Annotated in this window: 19 protein-coding genes; 11 read left to right on the forward strand and 8 right to left on the reverse strand. The window is 71.5% G+C overall.

The features are described from left to right. Nucleotides 1–144: 144 nt before the first annotated feature. The 4 genes from ACZ31C_RS10600 to mshC all read left to right on the forward strand — a co-directional run bounded on the left by ACZ31C_RS10600 (nucleotide 145) and on the right by mshC (nucleotide 3,600). Nucleotides 145–858 carry an MSMEG_4193 family putative phosphomutase gene (locus ACZ31C_RS10600; RefSeq protein ID WP_396748253.1) on the forward strand — a complete coding sequence of 238 codons (714 nt, stop codon included), beginning with the start codon at nucleotides 145–147 and terminating at the stop codon, nucleotides 856–858. Between the two features lie 52 nt (nucleotides 859–910). Then, the gene (locus ACZ31C_RS10605; protein WP_396748255.1) at nucleotides 911–1,486 is read left to right on the forward strand and encodes a DUF3090 domain-containing protein; all 576 of its coding nucleotides are present in this window, start codon (nucleotides 911–913) and stop codon (nucleotides 1,484–1,486) included. After that, nucleotides 1,483–2,301 carry an SCO1664 family protein gene (locus ACZ31C_RS10610; protein ID WP_396748257.1) on the forward strand — a complete coding sequence of 273 codons (819 nt, stop codon included), beginning with the start codon at nucleotides 1,483–1,485 and terminating at the stop codon, nucleotides 2,299–2,301. Before ACZ31C_RS10605 ends, ACZ31C_RS10610 begins: the two co-directional genes overlap by 4 nt. 66 nt (nucleotides 2,302–2,367) lie before the next feature. Then, nucleotides 2,368–3,600, forward strand: coding sequence for a cysteine--1-D-myo-inosityl 2-amino-2-deoxy-alpha-D-glucopyranoside ligase (gene mshC / locus ACZ31C_RS10615; RefSeq protein ID WP_465795034.1), 1,233 nt, complete (start codon nucleotides 2,368–2,370; stop codon nucleotides 3,598–3,600). Between the two features lie 274 nt (nucleotides 3,601–3,874). Here mshC and ACZ31C_RS10620 read toward each other — a convergent pair whose 3' ends face one another. Together ACZ31C_RS10620 and ACZ31C_RS10625 are read right to left on the reverse strand one after the other, a co-directional pair. Beyond that, nucleotides 3,875–4,666, reverse strand: coding sequence for a GntR family transcriptional regulator (locus ACZ31C_RS10620; protein WP_465795035.1), 792 nt, complete (start codon nucleotides 4,664–4,666; stop codon nucleotides 3,875–3,877). A gap of 138 nt (nucleotides 4,667–4,804) precedes the next feature. Next, complete coding sequence (locus ACZ31C_RS10625; protein ID WP_117229830.1) at nucleotides 4,805–5,674, reverse strand: PAC2 family protein; 870 nt, start codon at nucleotides 5,672–5,674, stop codon at nucleotides 4,805–4,807. A 282-nt stretch (nucleotides 5,675–5,956) separates the two neighbouring features. Between ACZ31C_RS10625 and metH the strand changes: the two genes are divergently transcribed. Continuing rightward, entirely contained in the window at nucleotides 5,957–9,472 is a 3,516-nt protein-coding gene (gene metH, locus ACZ31C_RS10630; RefSeq protein ID WP_465795036.1) for a methionine synthase, read from the forward strand. Between the two features lie 272 nt (nucleotides 9,473–9,744). Here metH and ACZ31C_RS10635 read toward each other — a convergent pair whose 3' ends face one another. The 3 genes from ACZ31C_RS10635 to ACZ31C_RS10645 all read right to left on the reverse strand — a co-directional run bounded on the left by ACZ31C_RS10635 (nucleotide 9,745) and on the right by ACZ31C_RS10645 (nucleotide 11,223). Further along, nucleotides 9,745–9,906, reverse strand: a complete 162-nt coding sequence (locus ACZ31C_RS10635; protein ID WP_465795037.1) for a hypothetical protein — start codon at nucleotides 9,904–9,906, stop codon at nucleotides 9,745–9,747. A 259-nt stretch (nucleotides 9,907–10,165) separates the two neighbouring features. Beyond that, complete coding sequence (locus ACZ31C_RS10640) at nucleotides 10,166–10,492, reverse strand: hypothetical protein (RefSeq protein WP_465795038.1); 327 nt, start codon at nucleotides 10,490–10,492, stop codon at nucleotides 10,166–10,168. Continuing rightward, the gene (locus ACZ31C_RS10645) at nucleotides 10,489–11,223 is read right to left on the reverse strand and encodes an SDR family oxidoreductase (RefSeq protein ID WP_465795039.1); all 735 of its coding nucleotides are present in this window, start codon (nucleotides 11,221–11,223) and stop codon (nucleotides 10,489–10,491) included. The genes ACZ31C_RS10640 and ACZ31C_RS10645 overlap by 4 nt, the downstream gene beginning before the upstream one ends. A 101-nt stretch (nucleotides 11,224–11,324) precedes the next feature. Between ACZ31C_RS10645 and ACZ31C_RS10650 the strand changes: the two genes are divergently transcribed. Continuing rightward, nucleotides 11,325–12,164 (forward strand): LysR family transcriptional regulator, encoded by an 840-nt coding sequence (locus ACZ31C_RS10650; protein WP_465795478.1) that lies wholly within the window; start codon nucleotides 11,325–11,327, stop codon nucleotides 12,162–12,164. A gap of 44 nt (nucleotides 12,165–12,208) precedes the next feature. On the opposite strand, the gene ACZ31C_RS10655 is transcribed toward ACZ31C_RS10650, so the two are convergent. Together ACZ31C_RS10655 and ACZ31C_RS10660 are read right to left on the reverse strand one after the other, a co-directional pair. After that, complete coding sequence (locus ACZ31C_RS10655; RefSeq protein WP_465795040.1) at nucleotides 12,209–14,431, reverse strand: discoidin domain-containing protein; 2,223 nt, start codon at nucleotides 14,429–14,431, stop codon at nucleotides 12,209–12,211. Nucleotides 14,432–14,689: 258 nt separating this feature from the next. Further along, nucleotides 14,690–15,889, reverse strand: a complete 1,200-nt coding sequence (locus ACZ31C_RS10660; protein WP_465795041.1) for an ROK family transcriptional regulator — start codon at nucleotides 15,887–15,889, stop codon at nucleotides 14,690–14,692. A 215-nt stretch (nucleotides 15,890–16,104) separates the two neighbouring features. Here ACZ31C_RS10660 and ACZ31C_RS10665 point away from each other — a divergent pair, with 215 nt between their 5' ends. The 4 genes from ACZ31C_RS10665 to ACZ31C_RS10680 all read left to right on the forward strand — a co-directional run bounded on the left by ACZ31C_RS10665 (nucleotide 16,105) and on the right by ACZ31C_RS10680 (nucleotide 20,685). Next, nucleotides 16,105–17,400 (forward strand): sugar ABC transporter substrate-binding protein, encoded by a 1,296-nt coding sequence (locus ACZ31C_RS10665; protein WP_465795042.1) that lies wholly within the window; start codon nucleotides 16,105–16,107, stop codon nucleotides 17,398–17,400. Nucleotides 17,401–17,466: 66 nt separating this feature from the next. Next, on the forward strand, nucleotides 17,467–18,441 hold the full coding sequence (locus tag ACZ31C_RS10670) for a carbohydrate ABC transporter permease (RefSeq protein WP_465795043.1): 975 nt from the start codon (nucleotides 17,467–17,469) through the stop codon (nucleotides 18,439–18,441). Next, nucleotides 18,434–19,273 (forward strand): carbohydrate ABC transporter permease, encoded by an 840-nt coding sequence (locus ACZ31C_RS10675; RefSeq protein ID WP_465795044.1) that lies wholly within the window; start codon nucleotides 18,434–18,436, stop codon nucleotides 19,271–19,273. The genes ACZ31C_RS10670 and ACZ31C_RS10675 overlap by 8 nt, the downstream gene beginning before the upstream one ends. 11 nt (nucleotides 19,274–19,284) lie before the next feature. After that, nucleotides 19,285–20,685, forward strand: a complete 1,401-nt coding sequence (locus ACZ31C_RS10680) for a GH1 family beta-glucosidase (RefSeq protein ID WP_465795045.1) — start codon at nucleotides 19,285–19,287, stop codon at nucleotides 20,683–20,685. A gap of 70 nt (nucleotides 20,686–20,755) precedes the next feature. Here the strand turns inward: ACZ31C_RS10680 and ACZ31C_RS10685 are convergent, their stop codons facing one another. After that, on the reverse strand, nucleotides 20,756–21,700 hold the full coding sequence (locus tag ACZ31C_RS10685) for an SDR family oxidoreductase (protein WP_465795046.1): 945 nt from the start codon (nucleotides 21,698–21,700) through the stop codon (nucleotides 20,756–20,758). Between the two features lie 178 nt (nucleotides 21,701–21,878). Between ACZ31C_RS10685 and ACZ31C_RS10690 the strand changes: the two genes are divergently transcribed. Further along, nucleotides 21,879–22,721 (forward strand): helix-turn-helix transcriptional regulator, encoded by an 843-nt coding sequence (locus ACZ31C_RS10690; RefSeq protein WP_465795047.1) that lies wholly within the window; start codon nucleotides 21,879–21,881, stop codon nucleotides 22,719–22,721. The last annotated feature ends 11 nt before the right edge of the window (nucleotides 22,722–22,732 follow it).

A 22,732-nucleotide genomic window follows, 5' to 3' on the forward strand; every position in this document is an offset into this window, starting at 1 on the left:
CCACACCGATCAGACCGACCCCACCCCGATCGCCGCATAACATCAAACCGGATCCCGCGATGGCCGTCTCTTACACCACTCGCGCGGACGCGACCCGGCGCTGCCGACGGGACGGGCCGGGACGGGCGGCGGTGAGGGCCTAGGGTGGTGCGGGTGGCGACACTTCTGCTCCTGCGACACGGACGCACCACGGCCAACGCCGACGGCGGTCTGGCCGGTCGGCAACCGGTCGAACTGGACGACACCGGGCGTACCCAGGCTCGGGCCGTCGGCGAGCGACTGGCGAACCTGCCGCTGGCCGCCGTGGTGACCAGCCCGCTCATCCGCTGTCGGCAGACTCTCGAACTCGCCCTCCCGCAGGCCGCGCCGGTCGTCGAGGACGGGCTCATCGAGTGCGGGTACGGCACCTGGGAGGGCCAGCCGTTGAAGAAGCTGGCCAAGGAGCCCCTCTGGGCGGTGGTGCAGCAACACCCGAGCGCGGCGGTCTTTCCCGAGGGGGAGTCGATGGCGCAGATGGCGGCCCGTGCCGTCGCGGCGGTACGCGCGTGGGACGCCCGGATCACCGCCGAGCACGGCCCGGAGGCGGTCTGGCTGGCCTGTGGCCACGGCGACGTGATCAAGGCGATCGTCGCCGACGCGCTCGGCGTACACCTGGATCTCTTCCAGCGGATCGTGGTCGACCCGGCGTCGGTGACCGCGATCCGCTACACGCCGCTGCGTCCCTTCCTGGTACGCCTCAACGACGTCGGCGGCGACCTGACCGGGTTGGTGCCGCCGGTCGGCAAGCGACGTCGCCGGACCACCCGGCCGGCGGACTCGGACGCCGCCGTCGGTGGTGGTGCGGGCGGCGTGCGGTGACTCGGGTCGGTGGGGTGCGCGGCGTGTCGGGCCGCCGGATAGGGTCGTGGGTATGACGCACCAGGTGCACGCCTTCGAGCCGCCTGAGCGGTTCGTCGCCGGGACCGTCGGGCCGCCGGGGGAGCGTACGTTCTTCCTCCAGGCCCGCGGCGACGGCCGGGTGGTCAGCGTCGCGCTGGAGAAGGTCCAGGTCTCGTTGCTCGCCGAGAAGTTGGAGGAACTGCTCACCGAGGCGCAGCGTCGCTTCGGCGTCGACCTGCCCGAGGCGCCCGCCTCGCTGGGTGACAACGAGCCGCTGGAGACGCCGGTCGACGAGGAGTTCCGGGTCGGCACCCTGGGGTTGGCCTTCGACGCGGACACCGCGACCGTGGTCATCGAGGCGATCGCCGTCGGCGAGGCCGAGAGCGAACTGGAACTGGGGGAGTCGGAGGAGGACGAGGCCGACGACGTCGAGCCGGACGAGGACCTCGACCGGCTCCGGGTCCGGCTGACGCCCGAGGCGACCCGCGAGTTCATCGAGCGGGCGCGGCGCGTGGTCAACGCCGGCCGTCCTCCCTGTCCGCTGTGCGGCCAGCCGCTCGACCCGGCCGGTCACCTCTGCCCCCGGAACAACGGCTACCACCGGTGACCTCGTCCGGCCTGGCACCCCGGCAGGACGGTGGCGCGGCGTTGCGGCTGCTGCGCGACGGTGATCTGAGCATCGAGGGTCGGCTGGTCGACGCCTCCAACACCACCCTGCGCGGCATCCTCACCCTGGACGGCGCGACCGCCCGCTGCGTCTACAAGCCGGTACGCGGTGAGCGCCCGCTCTGGGACTTCCCGGACGGGACCCTGGCCGGTCGGGAGGTGGCCGCCTACCTGGTCTCCGCCGCCAGTGGCTGGGACCTGGTGCCGCTCACGGTGCTGCGGGACGGCCCGTTCGGCCCGGGCTCCTGCCAACTGTGGATCGACGAGCCGGACGACGCCGAGCCGCTCGTCGGGTTCGTGCCGGCCGACGCCGTACCGCCCCGCTGGTTCCCGGTGGCGGCGGCCCGCGACGACGACGGCACCGCGTACGCGCTGGCCCACGCCGACGACCCGCGACTGGCGCGACTCGCGGTGCTCGACGCGGTGATCAACAACGCCGACCGCAAGGGCGGCCACGTCCTGGTCGGGCCGGACGACCGGCTGTACGGCGTCGACCACGGCGTCAGCTTCCACGTCGAGGACAAGCTACGGACGGTGCTCTGGGGCTGGGCCGGTCGTCAGTTGCCGCCCGACGCCGTCGAGACGCTGGACCGGCTCGCCGTCCAGGTCGCCGGTCCGCTCGGCGACGACCTCGCCGACCACCTCACCATCGGTGAGATCACCGAACTGGCCGCTCGGATCGGCCGGCTCCGCGAGGAGTGCCGTTTCCCGCAGCCGTCCCACGACTGGCCGGCCGTGCCGTGGCCGCCGGTGTGACCATGTCGGCTTGATCACTGGAGAGCCCGGCGTGACGCCCACGGTCGGCTGGCTAGGCTGACGGTCATGGAGTCTTGGGTGGGGCACGAGGTGCCGCGGCTGCCGGGCAGGGGTGGGCCGCTGAGGTTGTACGACTCGGCGCGGCAGGGTGTGCACCCGACCGACGGACCGACCTCCATGTACGTCTGCGGCATCACCCCGTACGACGCCACCCACCTGGGGCACGCCGCCACCATGATCACCTTTGATCTGGTGCAGCGGATGTGGCGCGACGCGGGCCACGAGGTGCGGTACGTGCAGAACGTCACCGACATCGACGACCCGCTGCTGGAACGCGCCGAACGCGACGGCGAGGACTGGAAGGTCCTGGCGATGCGGGAGACGGCGCTGTTCCGGGAGGACATGGAGACGCTGCGGATCATCCCGCCGGCACACTACGTGGGTGCGGTCGAGTCGATCCCGGACATCGCCGAGAAGGTGCTGCTGCTGCTCAAGGACGGCGCCGCGTACCGCCTCGAGGACGGCACCGGCGACGTCTACTTCGACGTCTCCACCGCACCGCGCTTCGGCTACGAGTCCAACCTGTCCCGCGACGAGATGCTGGAGATCTTCCCCGAGCGCGGCGGCGACCCGGACCGGGTCGGCAAACGCGACCCGCTGGACCCGCTGCTGTGGCGCGGCGCCCGCGAGGGCGAACCCTCCTGGCCCGGCGGCGATCTCGGCCCCGGCCGTCCCGGCTGGCACATCGAGTGCACCGTCATCGCGCTGAACCTGCTCGGCGCCACCATCGGCGTCCAGGGCGGCGGCAACGACCTGGTCTATCCGCACCACGAGTGCTCCGCCGCGCACGCCGAGCGGCTGACCGGCACGCTGCCCTTCGCCGAGCACTACGTGCACGCCGGCATGATCGGCCTGGACGGCGAGAAGATGTCCAAGTCCCGCGGCAACCTGGTCTTCGTCTCCCGGCTGCGCGCCGACCGGGTCGACCCGATGGCCGTGCGGTTGGCCCTGCTCACCGGCCACTACCGCGCCGACCGCTCCTGGACCGACGATCTGCTGACCACCGCCCAGGACCGGCTAGCCCGCTGGCGTCGGGCCGCCGCCGCCCCCGCCGGGCCGTCCGGCGAGACCTTCCTCTCGGGCGTACGCGACCGCCTCACCGACGACCTCGACTCCCCGGGTGCGGTACGCCTGGCCGACGAGTGGGCCGACCGCACCCTCGCCGGTGCGGCCGACGATCCCACTGCCCCGGCCCTGTTCGCCACCACCCTGGACGCCCTCCTCGGCATCCGCCTCTGACCTCCCACCCCGCGCCACCCCTGCGCCCGCCCCGCCCCGCCCGTGTGCTGTGCCTGCGCCGGGCGTCGATCATGGAATTGTGGCAGTCGTTTCGCTGGTTTATGGGACGATACGACTCCGCCACAAGTCCATGATCGGCGACGCCTGGGCCTGCCAGTGACGCGTGGGCCCGCCACGAGTCCATGATCGACGGGCGTGTCCCGCCGGCGGCGTGTCCCAGCGGGGCGTATCCGGTCGACGGCGAGTGGCCCGACGCGCGGACTGGGGAGCGGAGTCAGCCGAGGACCAGGCCGGGGTCGGGGTCGGGGGCGCTGGTGGGGGCGGGGATCGGGTACTCCTCGGTCAGCGTGGTGACCGGGCCGGGCCAGGTGGCCTGGGCGACCTCGATCGGCTTTCGGTGCGCGTCGTACGCCACGTGCAGCAGGTGCAGGACCGGGGTGTCCGGCCGGATCTGGAGGGTCTCGGCCTCCTCGCGGCTGGGCTGGCGCGCGGTGATCGTGTCGGTGGCGGTCGCGTACCGGCGTCCGGTGGCCTCCTCGGCCTCCTGGTAGAGCGGGCGGCCGAACGCCTCGGCGCGTTCCAGTGTGGTGCCGGCGGTGTCGGCGGGCAGGAACCAGGAGGCGCCCACCTCGACCGGTGAGTCCTCGGTGCGGACCAGGTGGCGGCGGCAGAGCAGTTCGGTGCCGTCGGCTACGCCGAACGCGTCGGCGACCTCGGGCGGTGCGGGGGAGCGGCCGACGGCGACGAGTTGCTGGCGGTATCGGGCGGCCAGATCGGTGTGGTAGCCCCGGAAGCCGCCGTAGCGGCCTCGGGAGAGCCGGTTGAGCCGCCGCCGGGTGCCGCGGACGTACGTACCGGAGCCGGGCTTGGTGATCAAGATGCCTTCGACGCGGAGCTGGTCGACGGCGCGTTGCACGGTTTGCTTGGCCACGCCGAACATCTCGGCGATCGCCGGGATCGACGGCAGGCGCTCGCCCGGCCCCCAGTCGCCCCGGCGGATCTGCGTCTTGAGCTGCGCGGCGATCTGCCGGTGCGGGAACTCTGCGGCACCCGGGTTGATCTGCATTCCCGACCTCCTATCAGCTAGGTTCCTAGGATGCCCCACGCGGTGCGTGCCGCGCCACCCCGACACGAGGCGCCACCGATAGAACGACGCCCCGGACACGTGGACCGTGTCCGGGGCGTCGCGAAGAAGCGGAAAGGGCTACCAGGAACCGGCGGTCGGGCCGGCGGATCCGCCCCGGCGGCGCAGGTACTTCTCGAACTCCTGCGCGATCTCGTCCCCGGTCAACGGGGTGATGCCCGCGTCGCCGACGCGTTCCTCCAGCTCACGGACGTACTCGCCGAGTTCGGCGTCCTGCTCGGCGGCGCTGCGGACCCGCTGCTCCCACTCGGCGGCTTCCTCGGCCAGGTCGGCCATCGGCACCGGCAGGTCGAGGACCTCCTCGACCCGGTGTAGCAGGGCGAGCGTGGCCTTGGGGCAGGGCGGGTTGTTGGCGTAGTGCGGCACGTGCACCCAGAACGAGACGGCGTCCACCTCGGCGCGGGTGCAGGCGTCGTGCAGCACGCCGACGATGCCGGTCGGCCCGTCGTAACGGGTGGGGGTGAGCTGGTAGCGGCGGGCGGCGTCGGCGTCAGAGGCGCTGCCGCTGATCGGCAGCGGCCGGGTGTACGGCACGTCGGCCAGCAGCGCGCCGAGCAGGACCACCCGCTCGACCTCCAGGCTGTGGCAGATCTCCAGCACCTGCTCGCAGAAGGTGCGCCAGCGCATGCTCGGCTCGATGCCCCGGATCAGCACCACGTCCCGTTCGGTGCCGGACGGGCTGGCCACGGTGAACCGGGTGGTCGGCCATTCCACCCGCCGGGTGGCGCCCTCGGCCATCGTGATGGTGGGCCGGCTGACCTGGAAGTCGTAGAAGTCCTCCGGGTCCAGCTCGGTGATCGGCCGTGCCTCCCACACCTGTTCCAGATGTTCCACGGCGGCGGTCGAGGCGTCGGCGGCGTCGTTCCACCCCTCGAAGGCGGCGATGGCCACCGGGGATCGCAGCACCGGCAACCCGTCGAACTCGGTCACGCCGTCACCTCACCCTGCTCGTCGCCGGCGGCCCCGGTCGGCCGCCCGCCGTGCGTGGTGGTGTCGCTGATGTCCCTCACATCAGTCAGCCTACGTGCCGCGCCCGTACCCGGCCCGTCGGCCGCGCCGGATCCCCGGCCCGCCACCACGGCCGGTGGCGGCCGGAAGGGCCGGGTGTAGCGCACATAGTAGGCGAAAGCGGACGGGTGATCCCGGCGACACAATGTGGGAACGGGTCGCACGTGGGGATGCGAGGCCGGTACGTCGCACTAACCTGAGAGCGTGCGGACTTCGTTGCTCGATGCGCTGACAGACCGGATCCTCGTCACCGACGGGGCGATGGGCACGATGCTGCAGGCCGCGGACCTGACCCTCGACGACTTCGACGGTCTGGAGGGGTGCAACGAGATCCTCAACGTCACCCGTCCGGACGTGGTGCGCGGGGTGCACGAGGCGTACCTGGCCGCGGGCGCGGACTGTGTGGAGACGAACACCTTCGGTGCCAACCTGCCGAACCTCGCGGAGTACGACATCCCCGAGCGGATCTGGGAGCTGTCCGAGGTGGGGGCGCGGCTGGCCCGGGAGGCCGCCGACGCGTACTCGACGCCGGAACGGCCCCGCTGGGTGCTCGGCTCGATCGGCCCCGGAACCAAGCTGCCCACGCTCGGGCACGCCGCGTACGCCACGCTGCGCGACGCGTACCAGCAGAACGCCGGTGGTCTGATCGCCGGTGGCGCGGACGCGCTGATCATCGAGACCTGCCAGGACCTGCTCCAGGTCAAGGCCGCGGTGACCGGGTCGAAGCGGGCGATGGCCGAGGCGGGCGTCCAGGTGCCGATCATCTGTCACGTCGCCGTCGAGACCACCGGCACCATGCTGCTGGGCAGTGAGATCGGCGCGGCGCTGACCGCGATCGAGCCGCTCGGGGTGGACCTGATCGGGCTGAACTGCTCGACCGGCCCGGCCGAGATGGGCGAGCACCTGCGCTACCTGGCCCAGCACTCCCGCATCCCGGTGTCGGTGATGCCCAACGCCGGCCTGCCGGTGCTCACCGCCGACGGCGCGTACTTCCCGCTCGGCCCGGAGGACATGGCCGACGCCCTGGAGCGGTTCGTCGTCGAGTACGGCGTCGCGCTGGTCGGTGGCTGTTGCGGCACCACGCCGGAGCACATCCGGGTGCTCTCCGAGCGGATGCGCGACGTGCGGCCGGTGGCCCGCGAACCGCGGGCCGACGCCGGTGTCTCCTCGATCTACCACCACGTGCCGTTCGCCCAGGACGCCAGCGTGCTGATGGTGGGGGAGCGGACCAACGCCAACGGTTCCAAGGCGTTCCGGGAGGCGATGCTCGCCGCCGACTGGCAGGCCTGTGTGGAGATCGCCCGGAGCCAGGCCCGGGACGGCTCGCACCTGCTGGACCTCTGCATCGACTACGTGGGCCGGGACGGCACCACCGACATGCGGGAGCTGGCCGGGCGTTTCGCCACCGCCTCCACCCTGCCGATCATGTTGGACTCGACCGAGCCGGCGGTGATCGAGGCCGGGCTGGAGATGCTCGGCGGCCGGTGCGTGGTCAACTCGGTGAACTTCGAGGACGGCGACGGTCCCGACTCCCGCTACGCGCGGGTCATGCCGGTGGTCGCCGAGCATGGCGCCGCCGTGGTCGCGCTGCTCATCGACGAGGAGGGCCAGGCCCGCACGGCGGAGTGGAAGGTACGCGTCGCCGGCCGGCTCATCGAGGACCTGACCAGCCGGTGGGGGCTGCGCCGCGCCGACATCCTGATCGACGCGCTGACCTTCCCGATCGCCACCGGCCAGGAGGAGACCCGCCGCGACGGCATCGAGACCATCGAGGCGATCCGGGAGATCGCCCGCCGCTGGCCGGGCGTGAACTTCACGCTGGGCATCTCGAACGTCTCGTTCGGCCTCAACCCGGCGGCCCGCCAGGTGCTCAACTCGGTCTTCCTGCACGAGTGCGTGCAGGCCGGGCTGACCTCGGCCATCGTGCACGCCAGCAAGATCCTGCCGATGGCCAAGATCCCCGACGAGCAGCGCGAGATCGCCCTGGACCTGGTCTACGACCGCCGCCGCGAGGGCTACGACCCGGTGCAGCGGTTCATCGAGGTCTTCGAGGGCGTCGACGCCGCCTCGGCGCGCGCCACCCGGGCCGAGGAGTTGGCCGCGCTGCCGCTCAACGAGCGGCTCAAGCGGCGGATCATCGACGGCGAGCGCAACGGCCTGGAGGCCGACCTGGACGCCGCGATGGCCGCCGGCACCGCGCCGCTGCTGATCATCAACGACATTCTGCTGGACGGCATGAAGGTCGTCGGTGAGCTGTTCGGCTCCGGCCAGATGCAGTTGCCGTTCGTGCTTCAGTCCGCCGAGGTGATGAAGACCGCGGTGGCGTACCTGGAACCGCACATGGAGAAGGCCGACGACGGCGGCAAGGGCCGCATCGTGCTCGCCACCGTCAAGGGCGACGTGCACGACATCGGCAAGAACCTGGTCGACATCATTCTGTCCAACAACGGCTACGAGGTGGTGAACATCGGCATCAAGCAGCCGATCTCCGCCATCCTGGACGCCGCCGAGCAGCACCGCGCCGACGCCATCGGCATGTCCGGCCTGCTGGTCAAGAGCACGGTCATCATGAAGGAGAACCTGGCCGAGATGGCCACGCGCGGGGTCGCCGAGCGCTGGCCGGTCCTGCTCGGCGGCGCGGCACTGACCCGGGCGTACGTCGAGGACGACCTGCGGTCGATGTTCCCCGGCCAGGTGCACTACGCGCGCGACGCCTTCGAGGGACTCTCCCTGATGGACCGGGTGATGACGGCCAAGCGCGGCGGGGCCCCCGTGGTCGACGCCGACCGGGAGGCCGCCCTGGCAGCCCGGCGGGCCCGCCGCGAGCGGCAGCGCGCCGTGGTCGCCGAGTCGTTGCCGGAGCTGAGCGACACCTCGGTGCGCTCCGACGTGGCCGCCGACGTGCCGGTGCCGCGCGCACCGTTCTTCGGCACCCGGGTGGTCAAGGGCGTGCCGTTGGCCGACTACGCGGCGCTGCTGGACGAGCGGGCCACCTTCATGGGGCAGTGGGGCCTGCGGGGCGCGCGTGGCGGCAAGGGTCCGTCCTATGAGGAGTTGGTGGAGACCGAGGGTCGGCCCCGGCTGCGCTACTGGCTGGACCGCCTGATTGCCGACAAGGTGTTGGAGGCGGCCGTGGTCTACGGCTACTTCCCGGCGTACTCCGAGGGCAACGACCTGGTGCTGCTGGACGAGAACGGCCACGCCGAGCGGGCCCGGTTCACCTTCCCCCGGCAGCGCCAGGAACGACGCCTCTGCCTGGCTGACTTCTTCCGTCCGCGCGGCGACGACCTGGACGTGGTCGCCCTGCAACTGGTCACCGTCGGCCAGCCGGTCAGCGAGTACGCGGCCAAGCTCTTCGCCCGCAACGAGTACCGCGACTACCTGGAGGTGCACGGACTGTCCGTGCAGCTCACCGAGGCGCTGGCCGAGTACTGGCACAAGCGGGTCCGGGCCGAGCTGACCCTGCCCGACGGCCGTACCGTCGCCGCCGACGATCCCACGGACCTCGCCGGACTGCTGCGCACCGACTACCGGGGCTGCCGGTACGCGTTCGGCTACCCGGCCTGCCCCGACCTTGAGGACCGGGCGAAGATCGTGGAGCTGCTCGGCGCGGAGCGGATCGGCGTGCAGTTGTCCGAGGAGTTCCAGCTCATGCCCGAGCAGGCCACCGACGCCATCGTGGTCCACCACCCGGAGGCCAGCTACTTCAACGCCAAGTGACGACCGCAGGTGCCGTGACCTGCACTTCCGGCACCTGCGATAGGCGTTGAACCATGATCATTCGGCTCGTAGGCCGGAGTTGCCCAGGGCAAGGAGACCGCTATCAGCGGGTACGCCCGCGCCCAGGTCGATGCTGAGATGTCGGCCGACGCGGGCGGCGAGTGGGCCGTACTTGCGTGTGCGCCATTGGTAAAGCGTCTGCACGGGGAACCGCAGGTAGGCGGATACGTCGTCGATTCTCCAAAGTGGTTCCGGAGTGGTGGGCGGGGCCATCAGATCTCCTTCCGTGAGACGGTGAACTCGTACGTATGGTCGGCTTCATGACCACGGACGAAGATCGGCATGGCCTGGCAGAACAGCTCGCAGCGCTGCCCGTTCGTGAACTCGTCGATGTTGTGCGGCAGGTTCTGCCGCGCTACACCGAGGGCGGGCACGGGTTGCGAACGACCTTGCTCTTGGCGACGGCGATGACCGACGAGGTCAGTGTGCGCGCACGGTCCGCGGAGAGGGTCACGCTCGATCCGGGATCGAGGGGTTATCGCCGCGCGACGAGACCACTCGATCCTGGATCGAGCGCGATCTTGCGGTGGGTGCGACAGCACGGGCCTGAGCAGGCCGGATCTCATGCCTGCTTCTGCGGCGGACAAGGCGCGGGTGTCGTGCCGGCGTTGCCGTCGATTCGGCCCAGCGTCCTCAGCACTGGGACGATGATCTTCCTTTCTTCGCGCTGCTGTCGCACACGCTGGTCGACGGCGCGGGTCTCGCGCTCATCGCCGTTGCGCAGGAGTTGGCCAGCGGCGACGAGGCGTTGGGGGCCGGTGAGGGCAGCGCCGCCTGGTTCGCCGAGGCGGCCTTCGCGGTGCGGTCGTTTCCGCGAAGGAGACTTTCGGCGGTGAGGTCGTTTTCGCCGAGGTGACCGTCGGCGGTGAGGTCGCGTTCGCTGGGGCGATGTTCGGTGGCACCGGAAAGGGCCGCCCCCTCGACGGCCGGACAGCCGTCGAGGGAACGGCAAGAGGTCACCAGGGGATGGTGCCGTCGTCGTTGGAGAAGGTGCCGGTCGGGCCGTCGTCGGGCAGGGTGGCGAGCCGGATCGGGGTGGCGGCGGCCTCCTCGGCGGGGCGTCCGAGGCCGCCGGTGAAGTCGGTGGCGACCAGACCGGGGCAGGCGGCGTTGATCAGGATGCTGGTGCCGGCGAGTTGTCGGGCGTAGTGCACGGTGACGGCGTTCAGGTACGACTTCGTGGGCGAGTAGGCGGCCATGATCGGGCCGACCTCGATGGTGGGGTCGGTCTGCCAGGCGAGGGAGCCGACGCTGCTGGAGACGTTGACGATGCGAGGTGCGGGGGAGCGGCGCAGCAGCGGCAGCATCGCGTTGGTCACCCGGATCACGCCGTAGACGTTGGTGTCCACGACGGCCCGTACGACGTCCAGGTCGAGCGTGGTGGGGTCCTGCGCCCAGCCCGGCCCGGTCGGTCCGGAGATGCCGGCGTTGTTGACCAGGACGTCCAGGCGTCCGCCCTGGTGGGAGATCAGTTCTGCCGCCTCGGTGACGCTGCGGTCGCTGGTGACGTCCAGGGGCACGGTGAACGCGTCCACCCCGGCGGCGTGCAGCGTCTTCACGGCCGCCTCGCCCCGGGCCTCGTCGCGGGCGCCCACCGCGATGCGGTAGCCGCGTACGCCCAGACCGGCCGCGATCTGGTAGCCGAGTCCCTTGTTCGCGCCGGTGATCAGCGCGGTCTTCGTGTCGCTCATGACGCCGATGGTGGCGCGGCGGACGGCGTTCTCCTTACACCGCTTCGGTACGTGCTGATACCCCGCCGGTATCAGCACAGTACCGTCGAGGGGTGGACACGCTGGAGACCCGCGAGCTGCGGTACTTCGTAGCCGTCGCGGAGGAGCTGCACTTCACTCGGGCGGCCGAACGCCTCGGCATCGCCCAGCCGCCGCTGTCGCGGGCGATCCGGCAGCTCGAACGGCGTCTCGGGGTGACGCTGTTCGACCGTGACCGGCGCGGCGTCACGCTCACCGGTGCGGGGCGGGTACTGCTCGACGAGGCCCGCGCGATCCTGGACGCCACCTCGGCCGCCGCCCGCCGCACCCGCCGGGCGGCGACCGCCCCGCACCGACTGACGCTGGCGACCAAGGCGGGTACGAATCACGAACTGTTGCGGAAACTCCTGGAGGCGTACGCGGCGGAGCCCGGCGCGGCCGAGGTCGAGGTGCTGTTGTGCGGGATCGGGGACCAGGCGCGGATGCTGCGCGACGGTCGCGCCGACGTGGCGCTGATGCAGCGGCCCTTCGACGACCTGGCCGGCTTCGACACCGAGGACCTGCTGACCGAGCAGCAGGTGGCGATCCTGCCGGCCGGGCATCCGCTCGCCGCGCGCACCTCGCTGAGCATGGCGGAGATCAGTGACCTGCCGGATCTGCCGGTGGCCCGGTGGCCGGGTCAGGACGGCAGCTACGAACCGGGCCCGGGGCCGGAGATCCACGACCAGTCGCAGTTGGCCCAGTTGATCGCCCTCGGGCACACCATGGCGGTCCTCTGTGCCTCGTCCCGGTCCTGGCTGTGGAGCGCGCACACCGCCATACCGTTGACCGACGCCCCGTACGTCTCGACCGTGCTCGCCTGGCCCGCGCACAGTCGTTCCCGGACGGTGGCCGGGCTGGTCCGGGTCGCGGCCGGACGGTAGACGGTCGGGTGCCGGGCGGGCGGGCCCGGCACCCGGTGGTCGGCCTACGGGTAGGTGGTCAGGTAGGCGACCTGGTTGGCGCTGTTGACGGTGTTCCCGGTGTTGTTGATCATCCGGTTGATGGTGCCGACGCCGCCGAGCGAGACGGTCACCATGTTGGTGAAGCGTACGTTCGGGTTGTTCGGCACCTCGAAGGAGCGGTCGGCGACCACCGACGGGTCGACGTTGAAGTAGGCGTAGCTGCCCAGCCCCCACGCCTGATGGCTGGTCACCGAGTCGGCCACCTTGTACGCGGCGTAACCCCGGGTCGCGCCGTTCATCCAGGCGGCCTGGTTCGGCGGGTCGTACGGCAGTTCGTTCTGGTAGAAGTACGTGCGCCCGCGGTTGCCGTTCCAGATGGTCTGGTACTTCTGGTAGTGCTCGACGAAGAGGCCGTACATGGTGACGTCGTCGCCGTTGACGACCAGCCCAGTGTCGGCGGTGTTGACGGTCCAGCCGACGCCGTCGCCGTGGTCGGCTCGCCACAGCCACATGTGGTCGCCGATCACGTCGTCGCTGTTGACGATCAGGCTGGTGGTGGCGCGGCCGACGCCCGGCCCGCCGATGCGGAAGAAGACGTCGTGCAGCGAGGTGGGGTTGGCGGCGTGGTCGGCCGACGAGCCGGACGGGCCGACCTCCATCAGGACGGGAGAGGTGGTGGTGCCGGCCTCGAACATGATGCCGGCGACCTTGACGCCGTTCACGTCGGCGACGCGCATGCCGACGGTGCCGTTGTCGGTCTGGATGGTGGCCAGGCCGAGGCCGAGGATCACCGTGTCGGCCCGGTTCACCTGGATCGGTTCGGTGACCCGGTGCACGCCGGGGGTGAACAGCAGGTGCTTGCCCTGGGCGAGGGCGGCGTTGATGGTGGCCGCCGAGGTGCCGGGCCGCACGACGAAGAAGTCGGCCAGCGAGATCGACGACCCGGCGGGGGTCTTGTTGTACCAGGTGGTGCCGGTCGAGTTGGTGCGCAGGGCGGGCACGAAGACGCGGTACTCGCCGGTGCCGTCGACGTAGAGGAACGGCTTCTCGCGGACCACCGGGGTGGTCGGGACGACGGTGTGCGACGGATTGGGGAAGTGTGGGGCCGGTGCGCCGGTCACGCCCTGGAAGACCATGTTCCACACCGAGCCGGTCCAGCCGTTGCCGAACTCGCTGTTGCGCGAGTACCACTGCTGTTGCGAGCCGGAGACGACCAGGCCGTCGATGCGGGTGTCGGCCATCAGGCCACCGCTGGACCAGCCGTCGTGGCCGTTCCAGAGCTGGATCTGGTTCTGCGCGCCGCGCAGGTGCATCCGCCGGTACGGCGCGGCCTGCGACACCGCCCAGCGTTCCACCTGCACCCCGGCAGGCAGGGTCACCGACAGGTTCTCGGCGGCTCGCCAGAAGTTCTGAGTGGCGTTGCCGTTGAACCAGTGCGCCTCGACCCGGACGTGCCCGTTGAGGTTCACGTCGTCAGGTGACATGCCGAGACCGGCGACCTGGGTGAAGAAGCCGAGGTTGACGTCGGCGGTGTAGGTGCCGGGCTTGAACAGCACCGCGTAGCGCTGCGGGCCGAACTGGTTGGTCTCCTGCTGGCTGAAGAGGGTGTTCAGTCGGCTCTGGATGGTGGCGGTGGGGGTGGACGGATCGAAGACGAACGTGTTCGGGCCGAGGTTCGGGTTGCGCGGATCGGTCGGCTCGACCGGGGTGCCGGTGCCGCCGGTCTCGCCCCAGACCTGGAACTCCCACAGCGAGTAGCCGTATCCGGTGGCCCGCTGGGTGCCGTACATCCGCACGTAGCGTCCGGCGCCGCTGACGGCGACGGTCTGGGTGCCGCCGGTGGCGGTGCTGGTGCTGTGCACGGTGGTCCAGGTGGTGCCGTCGTCGGAGACCTGGATCTGGAAGGCACGGGCGTGCGCGGCCTCCCAGGCCAGGGTGACCTGGGTGAGGGCGGCCCGGACGCCGAGGTCGACGCGCAGCCACTGCGGGTCGCTGAACGCGCTGGACCAGCGGGTGCCGGAGTCGCCGTCGACGGCGGCCGAGGCGGGGTAGGCACCACCCTCGGTGGAGGAGGCGGTGGCCGGGCGGCCCTGGGACAGCAGGGTGGGTGCGGCCTGGGCGGGTGCCGCGCCGACGGTCGGGACGAGGGCGGCGACCAGGCTCACCGCGAGCCCGGCGAGCAGGCGCCGGGTGGTGGCTCGTCGGCGGAGGTGCGGTGGGGGTACGTGGGGTGCGCGTGCGGTCATGACGTCGCCTGTCGGTCGTGGGGGAGCGGACGTCGGGCGCGACGGGGTGCGGGACGGGCTGCTGGTGAGGCCGGGTGTGAGGAGGGACCCCGCTACTACCGCAGGCGTTGGCAGGGGCCCTTCCTTGCACCGAGGGTGGTGCCGCCGGGAGGGCACCGTGGACGCTGGAGCGTCTGCCGCAGAGTGTTGCCGGAGCCCCGCGGTGGCGTCAAGACATCGATCTATAACTTCGTTATTTATCCCGAAGGTTCGCTTTGTTCAGCGGCGGACGCCGCCGGTGGCGAGCAGTCGGGCGATCGGCAGGGTGGCTGCGCCGAGCGCCACCGCGTCCACGCCGAGTTCGCCCAGCTCGATCGAGACCTGCGCGTACGGCAGGCGCAGCGCCTGGCGGCCGGCGGCGGCCCGGACGGCGGGCAGCAGTTCGGCCAGCGCCATGACGGCCCAGCCGCCCAGCACCACCCGCTCCGGGTTGAACAGGTTGATCAGATTGGCCACCCCGGCACCCAGGTAGTCGGCCGTCTCGTCGAGCACCCGGCGGGCGGTCGGCGAGGTCTCGGCCGCCGTCATCAGCGCGGCGATCTGCGACTCCTCGTCGACTCCGGGCACCGCCCGCCCGCGCCGGGCCTCGCGGTACCGGTCGATGATCGCCTCGGCCCCGACGTACGCCTCCAGGCAGCCCCGGGCGCCGCAGCGGCAGGGGCGGCCGCCGTAGACGAGGGTGGTGTGCCCCCACTCGCCGGCGCTGCTGGACGCGCCCCGATAGGTGACGCCGTTGGTCACCACGGACGCGCCGACACCGGAGCCCACCAGGGCGAACACCGCGTGCCGGGCGCCCCGGCCGGCACCGAACCACATCTCGGCCTGGCCGAGGGTCTTCGCGCCGTTGTCGATGTGCAGCGGCAGGTCGGTGCCCTCGGCGATCAGGCGTTCCAGCGGTACGTGATCCCAGCCGAGGGTCTGCGCGTCCACCACGGCCCGGTCGCCCTGCTCGACCACCCCGGAGACGCCGATGCCGACGCCGAGGACCTCGTCGTGGCGCGCGTCGGCCTCGGCGAGCACCCGGTCGATGCCGGTCAGCACGTGCCCGGCCACCGTGGCCGGTTCGGTGCCGCCGTCCTCCAGCGGGTACTCGGCGCTGGCCAGCAGGATCATCGCCAGGTCGAACAGCTCGACCCGGACCCGGGTCTCGCCCACGTCCACCCCGACGACCACGGCGTACCGGGGCACGATCCGCAGCATCATGCTCGGCCGGCCGCCGTCGGACTCGGCGGCGCCGGCCTCCATCACCAGGCCCTCGTCGATCAGGTCGCCGACCACGTTGCTGACCGCCGGCTGGCTCAGGCCGGTGCTGCGCACCAGATCCTGCCGGGTCAGCGGGCCGTCCAGGAAGATCCGGGACAGCAGGGCCGACCGGTTGCGCACCCGGACGCTGCGGTTCGTCGCCCGCGCCAGCTCCACGTGTCACCTCGTTTTGATCGGCCCGCCCCGGGGCGACTGTACGGCCCGTGCTTGACGGCCCCCCGCCGAGCCATTTTAATGACGACATTAATTAAGCCGTGATGTAACTCGGCGGGGCCTCCTCCGCCTCCACCCCACCGCCCGGTCCCGCCCACCCTGCCCCGTCCTCGCGGGCCCGACCGGCGTCCCCACCACCCCCGTCGAAAGGGCAGACCGTGTCGAGACGACACCTCGCGATCCTCACCGCGACCGTGCTGGCCGCCGCGTCGCTCACCGCCTGCGGCTCCGGCGAGTCCTCCGGCGAAGCCGGCAAGACCCTCACCTACTGGGCCAGCAACCAGGGCGCCAGCCTGGAGGCCGACAAGGCGATCCTCCAGCCCGAGCTGGACAGGTTCACCCAGCAGACCGGCATCACGGTCAACGTCGAGGTGGTCCCCTGGTCGGATCTGCTCAACCGGCTGCTCGCCGCGGCCACCACCGGGCAGGGCCCGGACGTGGTCAACATCGGCAACACCTGGTCGGCCTCGTTGCAGGCCACCGGCGCGCTGGTCGAGTTCGACGACGCCACGCTCGACAAGATCGGCGGCAAGGACCGGTTCGTCCCCGCCGCGTTGGCCGCCGCCGGTGCCGCCGACAAGCCGCCGGCCGCCGTCCCGCTCTACAGCCTCGCCTACGCGTTGTACTACAACAAGAAGTCATTCGCCGACGCCGGCATCACCGCCCCGCCGACCACCTGGGAGGAGGTGGCCGAGGTCGGCAGGAAGCTCACCGGCGACGGCAGGTGGGGCCTGGCCGTGGAGGGCGCCAACCCGTCGGAGAACGCGCACCACGCCTTCACCTTCGGCCAGCAGTACGGCGGCGACTGGTTCGACGCGGCCGGCAAGCCCAGCTTCGACACCCCGCAGAACGTCGCCGCCGTCAAGCGCTACGTCGACCTGATGGCCGTCGACAAGATCGTCAACCCGAGCAACGCCGAGTACGCGCAGAACCAGTCCGTCTCCGACTTCGCCGGTGGCAAGGCCGCCATGCTGCTCTGGCAGGCCGCCGGAGCCAACCTGCGGTCACAGAACATGGCCCCGGACGACTACGGGGTGGCCCCGGTGCCGTTCCTGTCCACCCCGCCGGCCGGCGGCAAGCAGGTCAACAGCATGGTCGCCGGCATCAACATCGCCGTGTTCAAGCACACCGAGAACCTCGACGGCGCGCTGGAGTTCGTCAAGTTCATGACCAGCGACACCGAGCAGGTGACGCTGAACAAGACGTACGGCTCGCTGCCGGCGGTCAACACCGTCGCCGCCGACCCGGCGTTCGCCGCCGACGAGCAGAAGGTCCTCGCCCAGACGCTGGCCACCAGCGCGGCCCCGCTGCCGCAGGTGCCCGAGGAGAGCACCTTCGAGACCCTGGTCGGCACCGCCATCAAGGAACTCTTCGCCGACGCGGCCAGTGGCAGGCCGGTCACCGAGGACAGCGTCCGGGAGAAGTTGACCCGGGCCCAGCAGCAGATGCGCTGACCACGGACCGCTGGCCGTGGGAGGTGCCCGCCGACCCTCCCACGGCCAGCCTGCGGAAGGACCCTGATGGCCGTCACCACCTCGCCGCCCGCCCGCACCCCCACCGACACCGGGCCACCCGCGCGGCCACGATCCCGCCGGCCCCGCCGGTCGCTGCTGCCATACCTCCTGCTCGCCCCGGCCATCGTGCTGGAGTTGGCGATCCACGTCGTGCCGATGCTCGTCGGCGCATGGATGAGCCTGCTGGAACTCACCCAGTTCCACATCCGCGACTGGTCCGGCGCGCCCTTCGTCGGGCTGGACAACTACCGCGTCGTGCTGGACGTCGACTCCGCCGCCGGAGCCGACCTGCTGCGCTCGTTCCGGGTCACCGTCGTCTACACGGTGCTCTCCGTCGGGCTGTCCTGGGTGCTCGGCACCACCGCCGCGGTCCTGCTGCAACGACCCTTCCGGGGCCGGGCGATCCTGCGTGCGCTCTTCCTCACCCCGTACGCGCTGCCGGTCTACACCGCCGTGATCACCTGGACCTTCCTGTTCCAGCGCGACACCGGCCTGGTCAACCACGTGCTGGTGGACCAGTTGGGGCTGGTCGACGAGCCACCGTTCTGGCTGATCGGCGACAACAGCTTCGTCGCGCTGCTGATCGTGTCGATCTGGCGTACCTGGCCCTTCGCCTTCCTCTGCATCATGGCCGGGCTGCAGAACATCCCCGACGAGCTGTACGAGGCCGCCGCCATGGACGGCGCCGGATTCTGGCGTCGGCTGCGCTCGGTGACCCTGCCGATGCTGCGCCCGGTCAACCTGGTGCTGCTGCTGGTGCTCTTCCTCTGGACGTTCAACGACTTCAACACCCCGTACGTGCTCTTCGGCGGCTCGGCACCGGCCGAGGCCGACCTGATCTCGCTGCACATCTACCGCAGCTCCTTCCAGACCTGGGACTTCGGCACCGGCTCGGCCATGTCGGTGGTGCTGCTGCTGTTCCTGCTGCTGGTCACCGCCGGATACCTGCTGCTGACCAACCGACGGAGGAACGATGCGTGAGACCGCCGCCGAACGCTGGTCCCGTCGGATCGTGCTGACCCTGCTCGCCGGGTTCGTGCTCGTTCCGCTCTACGTGATGGTCAGCTCGGCGCTCAAACCGTTGTCCGACGTCCAGGCCGCCTTCACCTGGTGGCCCCGACGCCCGACCGTGCAGGCGTTCGTGGACATGTGGTCGACCGTCCCGCTCGGCCGGTACCTGCTCAACAGCCTGCTGGTGGCCAGCGTGGCGGCGATCTTCTCGGTGACCGTGGCGGTCTTCGCCGCGTACGCGGTCAGCCGCTACCGGTTCCGGGGCCGGCAGGTCTTCTCGGTGACCGTGCTCTCCACCCAGATGTTCCCCGGCATCCTGTTCCTGCTGCCGCTGTTCCTGATCTACGTCAACCTGGGCAACGCCACCGGCATTGCGCTCTACGCCAGCCGCACCGGCCTGATCATCACGTACCTCACCTTCTCGCTGCCGTTCTCGATCTGGATGCTGGTCGGCTACTTCGACTCGATCCCGCGCGGGCTCGACGAGGCCGCCCAGGTCGACGGCGCCGGCCCGCTGCGCACCCTGTTCCAGGTGGTGCTGCCGGCGGCGGTGCCCGGTGTGGTCGCGGTGACCGTGTACGCGTTCATGACCGCGTGGGGCGAGGTGCTGTTCGCCTCGGTGCTGACCAACGAGAGCAGCCGCACCCTCGCCGTCGGCCTGCAGGGCTACTCCACCCAGTTCAACGTCTACTGGAACCAGGTGATGGCCGCCTCGCTCGTGGTCAGCGTGCCGGTGGTCGCCGGCTTCCTGGCGTTGCAGCGCTACTTCGTCGCCGGCCTCACCGCCGGCGCGGTCAAGTGAGCCCGTCCACCGTGAGAACCGAGGAGAACCCGCCCGTGCCGGACCTGTCCCCGCTGCCGCCCGACTTCCTCTGGGGTGTCGCCACCTCGGCCTACCAGATCGAGGGCGCCGTCCACGCCGACGGCCGCGGACCCTCCATCTGGGACACCTTCTGCACCCGGCCGGGCGCCATCGACAACGGCGACACCGGCGAGATCGCCTGCGACCACTACCGCCGGTGGCCGCAGGACGTGGCGCTGATCCGCGAACTCGGCGTCGAGGCGTACCGCTTCTCGGTGGCCTGGCCCCGGGTCCGACCCGACGGCGTCGGCCCGGTCAACGCCGCCGGCCTGGACTTCTACGACCGGCTGACCGACGCGCTGCTGGGCGCCGGCATCCGGCCCTACGTCACGCTCTATCACTGGGACCTGCCGCAGGCGATGCAGGACCGGGGCGGCTGGCCGCAACGGGACACCGCCGAGGCGTTCGCCGACTACGCCGCCGTGGTCGCGGCCCGCCTCGGTGACCGGGTCACCGACTGGTGCACCGTCAACGAGCCGCTCTGCGTCGCCTGGATCGGCCACCTCGAAGGGCGGATGGCTCCCGGCGACCGGGACCTGGGCCGCGCTGTGCGGACCGCCCACCACGTGCTGCTCGGACACGGTCTGGCCACCAGGGCGATCCGGGCGCACGCCGCCGCCCCGGCGTCGATCGGGCCGGTGCTCAACCTCAGCCCGATCGACCCGGCCAGCGACCGGCCCGCCGACCTGGCCGCCGCCCGCCGACTCGACGGGCACGTCAACCGCTGGTGGCTGGACCCGCTGCACGGCCGGGGCTACCCGGCCGACATGGTCGCCACCTACGGCGTCGAGCCGCCGGTACGCGGCGACGACCTCGCGGTCATCGCCACCCCGACCGACTTCCTCGGCGTCAACTACTACTTCCGGCAGGTGGCCGCCGACGACCCCGACGGCCCGGCACCGTACGCCCGGCAGGTGCCGGTGCCCGACGCGCCGCACACCGCGATGGACTGGGAGGTGCACCCGGCCGGCCTGGAACGCCTGCTGGCCGAGGTGAGCCAGGAGTACGCCCCGCCCCGCATCCTGGTCACCGAGAGCGGCTCGGCCTGGCCGGACGTGGTCGCCGCCGACGGCACCGTCACCGACCCGGAACGCACCGACCACCTGGAACGACACCTGGCCGCGTGCGCCGCGGCGGTGCGCCGGGGCGCCCCGGTGGCCGGCTACTTCGCCTGGTCCCTGCTGGACAACTTCGAGTGGGCGTACGGCTACGACAAGCGCTTCGGTCTGGTGCACGTCGACTACGCCACCCAGCGGCGCACGCTCAAGGCCAGCGGCGCCCGCTACGCCGACCTGATCCGCACCCACCAGCGGCGTACCGCGACGGGCGATCCCGTCGCGGTACGCGGATGACGGGCCGACGGGGCCCGGGACGCCCCGGGTGCCGCGCCGGGCGGCATCCGGGGCACCCACCGCACTCGGCTCAGTCCGTCGGGTACGACACCGACGTGAACTCCTCGGAGACCCGCCAGACGCGCTGCGCCTCGGCGGCGTCACCCAGCCGGGAGTAGAGCTTCTGCTCGGCCGGAGCACCCCCCAGGTTCCCGATGCCGCTCGGCCCGTAGAACCGGCCACCGACGGCGGCGGGGGAGGTGGCGGCGTACAGGGCGGGAAGCTGCGCGGTCCGGACCGTGCCCACGACGATGCCGAGCCGGGACATGGTCTGGATCATGTGTCGGCCCATGGTGTCCCGCTGGCGACCCACCTCGGGACGCGCGGCGAGCAGGCTGGTCGGGGCGACCCCCGGGTGGGACAGGTTGCTGGTGATGCCCCAGCCGTGGGCCCGACTGCGGCGGTCCAGTTCGAGCCCGAACAACCCGAACGCGATCTTGGACTGGCTGTACGCGCGCATCCCGTCGTACGACCGCTCCCAGTTCAGGTCGTCCCAGTTGATGGCGTTGCGGTTCGCCGCGATGCTGACCTGCGACGTCACCCGCGCCCGACCGTCGCGCAGCAGCGGCAACAGGTGACCCACGAGGGCGAAGTGCCCCAGGTGGTTGGTGCCGAACTGCAGCTCGAACCCGTCGGGGGTGCGTTGCAACTGCGGCGGGGTCATCACGCCCGCGTTGTTGACGAGGAGATGAATCGGCCGACCCTCCGCACGCAGCGTCTCGCCGAGCGTGGCGACGGAGGCGAGCGAGGAGAGGTCGAGCGCCCGCAGCGACACGCTCGCCCTCGGGTGCTGACGGCGGATGGCCGCGACCGCCGCCTCGCCCTTGCCCGGATTACGCACCGGCAGGATCACGTCGGCGCCGGCGGCGGCGAGCCGGGTGGCGATGCCGAGCCCGATGCCGTCGCTGGCTCCGGTGACGACCGCCCGCTGTCCGGACAGGTCGGGAACACTGATGTCGATCGGCTTACCTGGCATGTTCGTACTCCTGGGATCGTGTCGGTGTCTCCACCCTCGGCGATCACGGCGGCGTTATTCAGGGACCGTCGATCCCCGGATCGCGCGGCCGTGCCACCGCGAGGAAGGGGGGATCGGCGGGCCGTGGCTACCGGCCGGCGCGGGCGGTAGAAACGAGGCGGCACCGAAGGAGGCACCCATGGCGATCGACCGGACCGGACTGGCGCAGTTCCTGCGGCGGCGTCGCGAGTCGCTGCAACCCGCCGACGTCGGCCTGCCGCGCGGGCAACGCCGCCGCACGAGCGGGCTCCGGCGCGAGGAGGTCGCCGCGCTCTGCCACATGTCGACCGACTACTACTCGCGGCTGGAACGCGAACGCGGCCCGCAGCCCTCCGAGCAGATGATCGCCTCCATCGCCCAGGGCCTACACCTCTCCCTCGACGAGCGCGACCACCTGTTCCGGCTCGCCGGGCACAACCCGCCCGCACCCAGCGCCGCCGGCACCCACATCAGCCCGGGGCTGCTGCGTATCCTCGACCGCCTGCACGACACCCCCGCGGAGGTCGTCACCGAACTCGGCGAGACGCTCCGACAGACCCCGCTCGGCGTCGCGCTCACCGGCGACCTGACCCGCTATCAGGGCCCGGCCCGCAGCATCGGCTACCGCTGGTTCACCGACCCGGAGACCCGCGCCCGCTACGACCCCCGCGACCATCCGCACCTCACCCGGATGTTCGCCTCCGGGCTACGCGAGATGGTCACGCTGCGCGGCCCCGGCTCCCGCGCCGCGCATCTCGCCGACCTGCTCCTGGCGCGCAGCGACGAGTTCCGGCGGGTCTGGGAGGACCACGAGGTCGGCGTCCGCCCGCACGAGGTGAAGCACTTCGTCCACCCCGAGCTGGGCATGTTGGAGCTGACCTGCCAGGCGCTCGTCGACCCGACGCAGGGCCACTCGCTGCTCGTCTACACCGCCGTGCCCGGAAGCGAGAGCTACGAGAAGCTGCAACTGCTGGCCGTCATCGGCACCCAGGCGATGCACTGACCGCGCGACCG

This window comes from Micromonospora sp. NPDC023869 (assembly GCF_055559695.1).

Bases quoted from the DNA above. Each gene is read 5' to 3' on its own strand.
- ACZ31C_RS10605 (WP_396748255.1), top strand. From the start codon at position 911: ATGACGCACCAGGTGCACGCCTTCGAGCCGCCTGAGCGGTTCGTCGCC.
- mshC (WP_465795034.1), top strand. From the start codon at position 2,368: ATGGAGTCTTGGGTGGGGCACGAGGTGCCGCGGCTGCCGGGCAGGGGT.
- ACZ31C_RS10620 (WP_465795035.1), bottom strand. From the start codon at position 4,666: ATGCAGATCAACCCGGGTGCCGCAGAGTTCCCGCACCGGCAGATCGCC.
- ACZ31C_RS10645 (WP_465795039.1), bottom strand. From the start codon at position 11,223: ATGAGCGACACGAAGACCGCGCTGATCACCGGCGCGAACAAGGGACTC.
- ACZ31C_RS10655 (WP_465795040.1), bottom strand. From the start codon at position 14,431: ATGACCGCACGCGCACCCCACGTACCCCCACCGCACCTCCGCCGACGA.
- ACZ31C_RS10670 (WP_465795043.1), top strand. From the start codon at position 17,467: ATGGCCGTCACCACCTCGCCGCCCGCCCGCACCCCCACCGACACCGGG.
- ACZ31C_RS10675 (WP_465795044.1), top strand. From the start codon at position 18,434: ATGCGTGAGACCGCCGCCGAACGCTGGTCCCGTCGGATCGTGCTGACC.
- ACZ31C_RS10685 (WP_465795046.1), bottom strand. From the start codon at position 21,700: ATGCCAGGTAAGCCGATCGACATCAGTGTTCCCGACCTGTCCGGACAG.
- ACZ31C_RS10690 (WP_465795047.1), top strand. From the start codon at position 21,879: ATGGCGATCGACCGGACCGGACTGGCGCAGTTCCTGCGGCGGCGTCGC.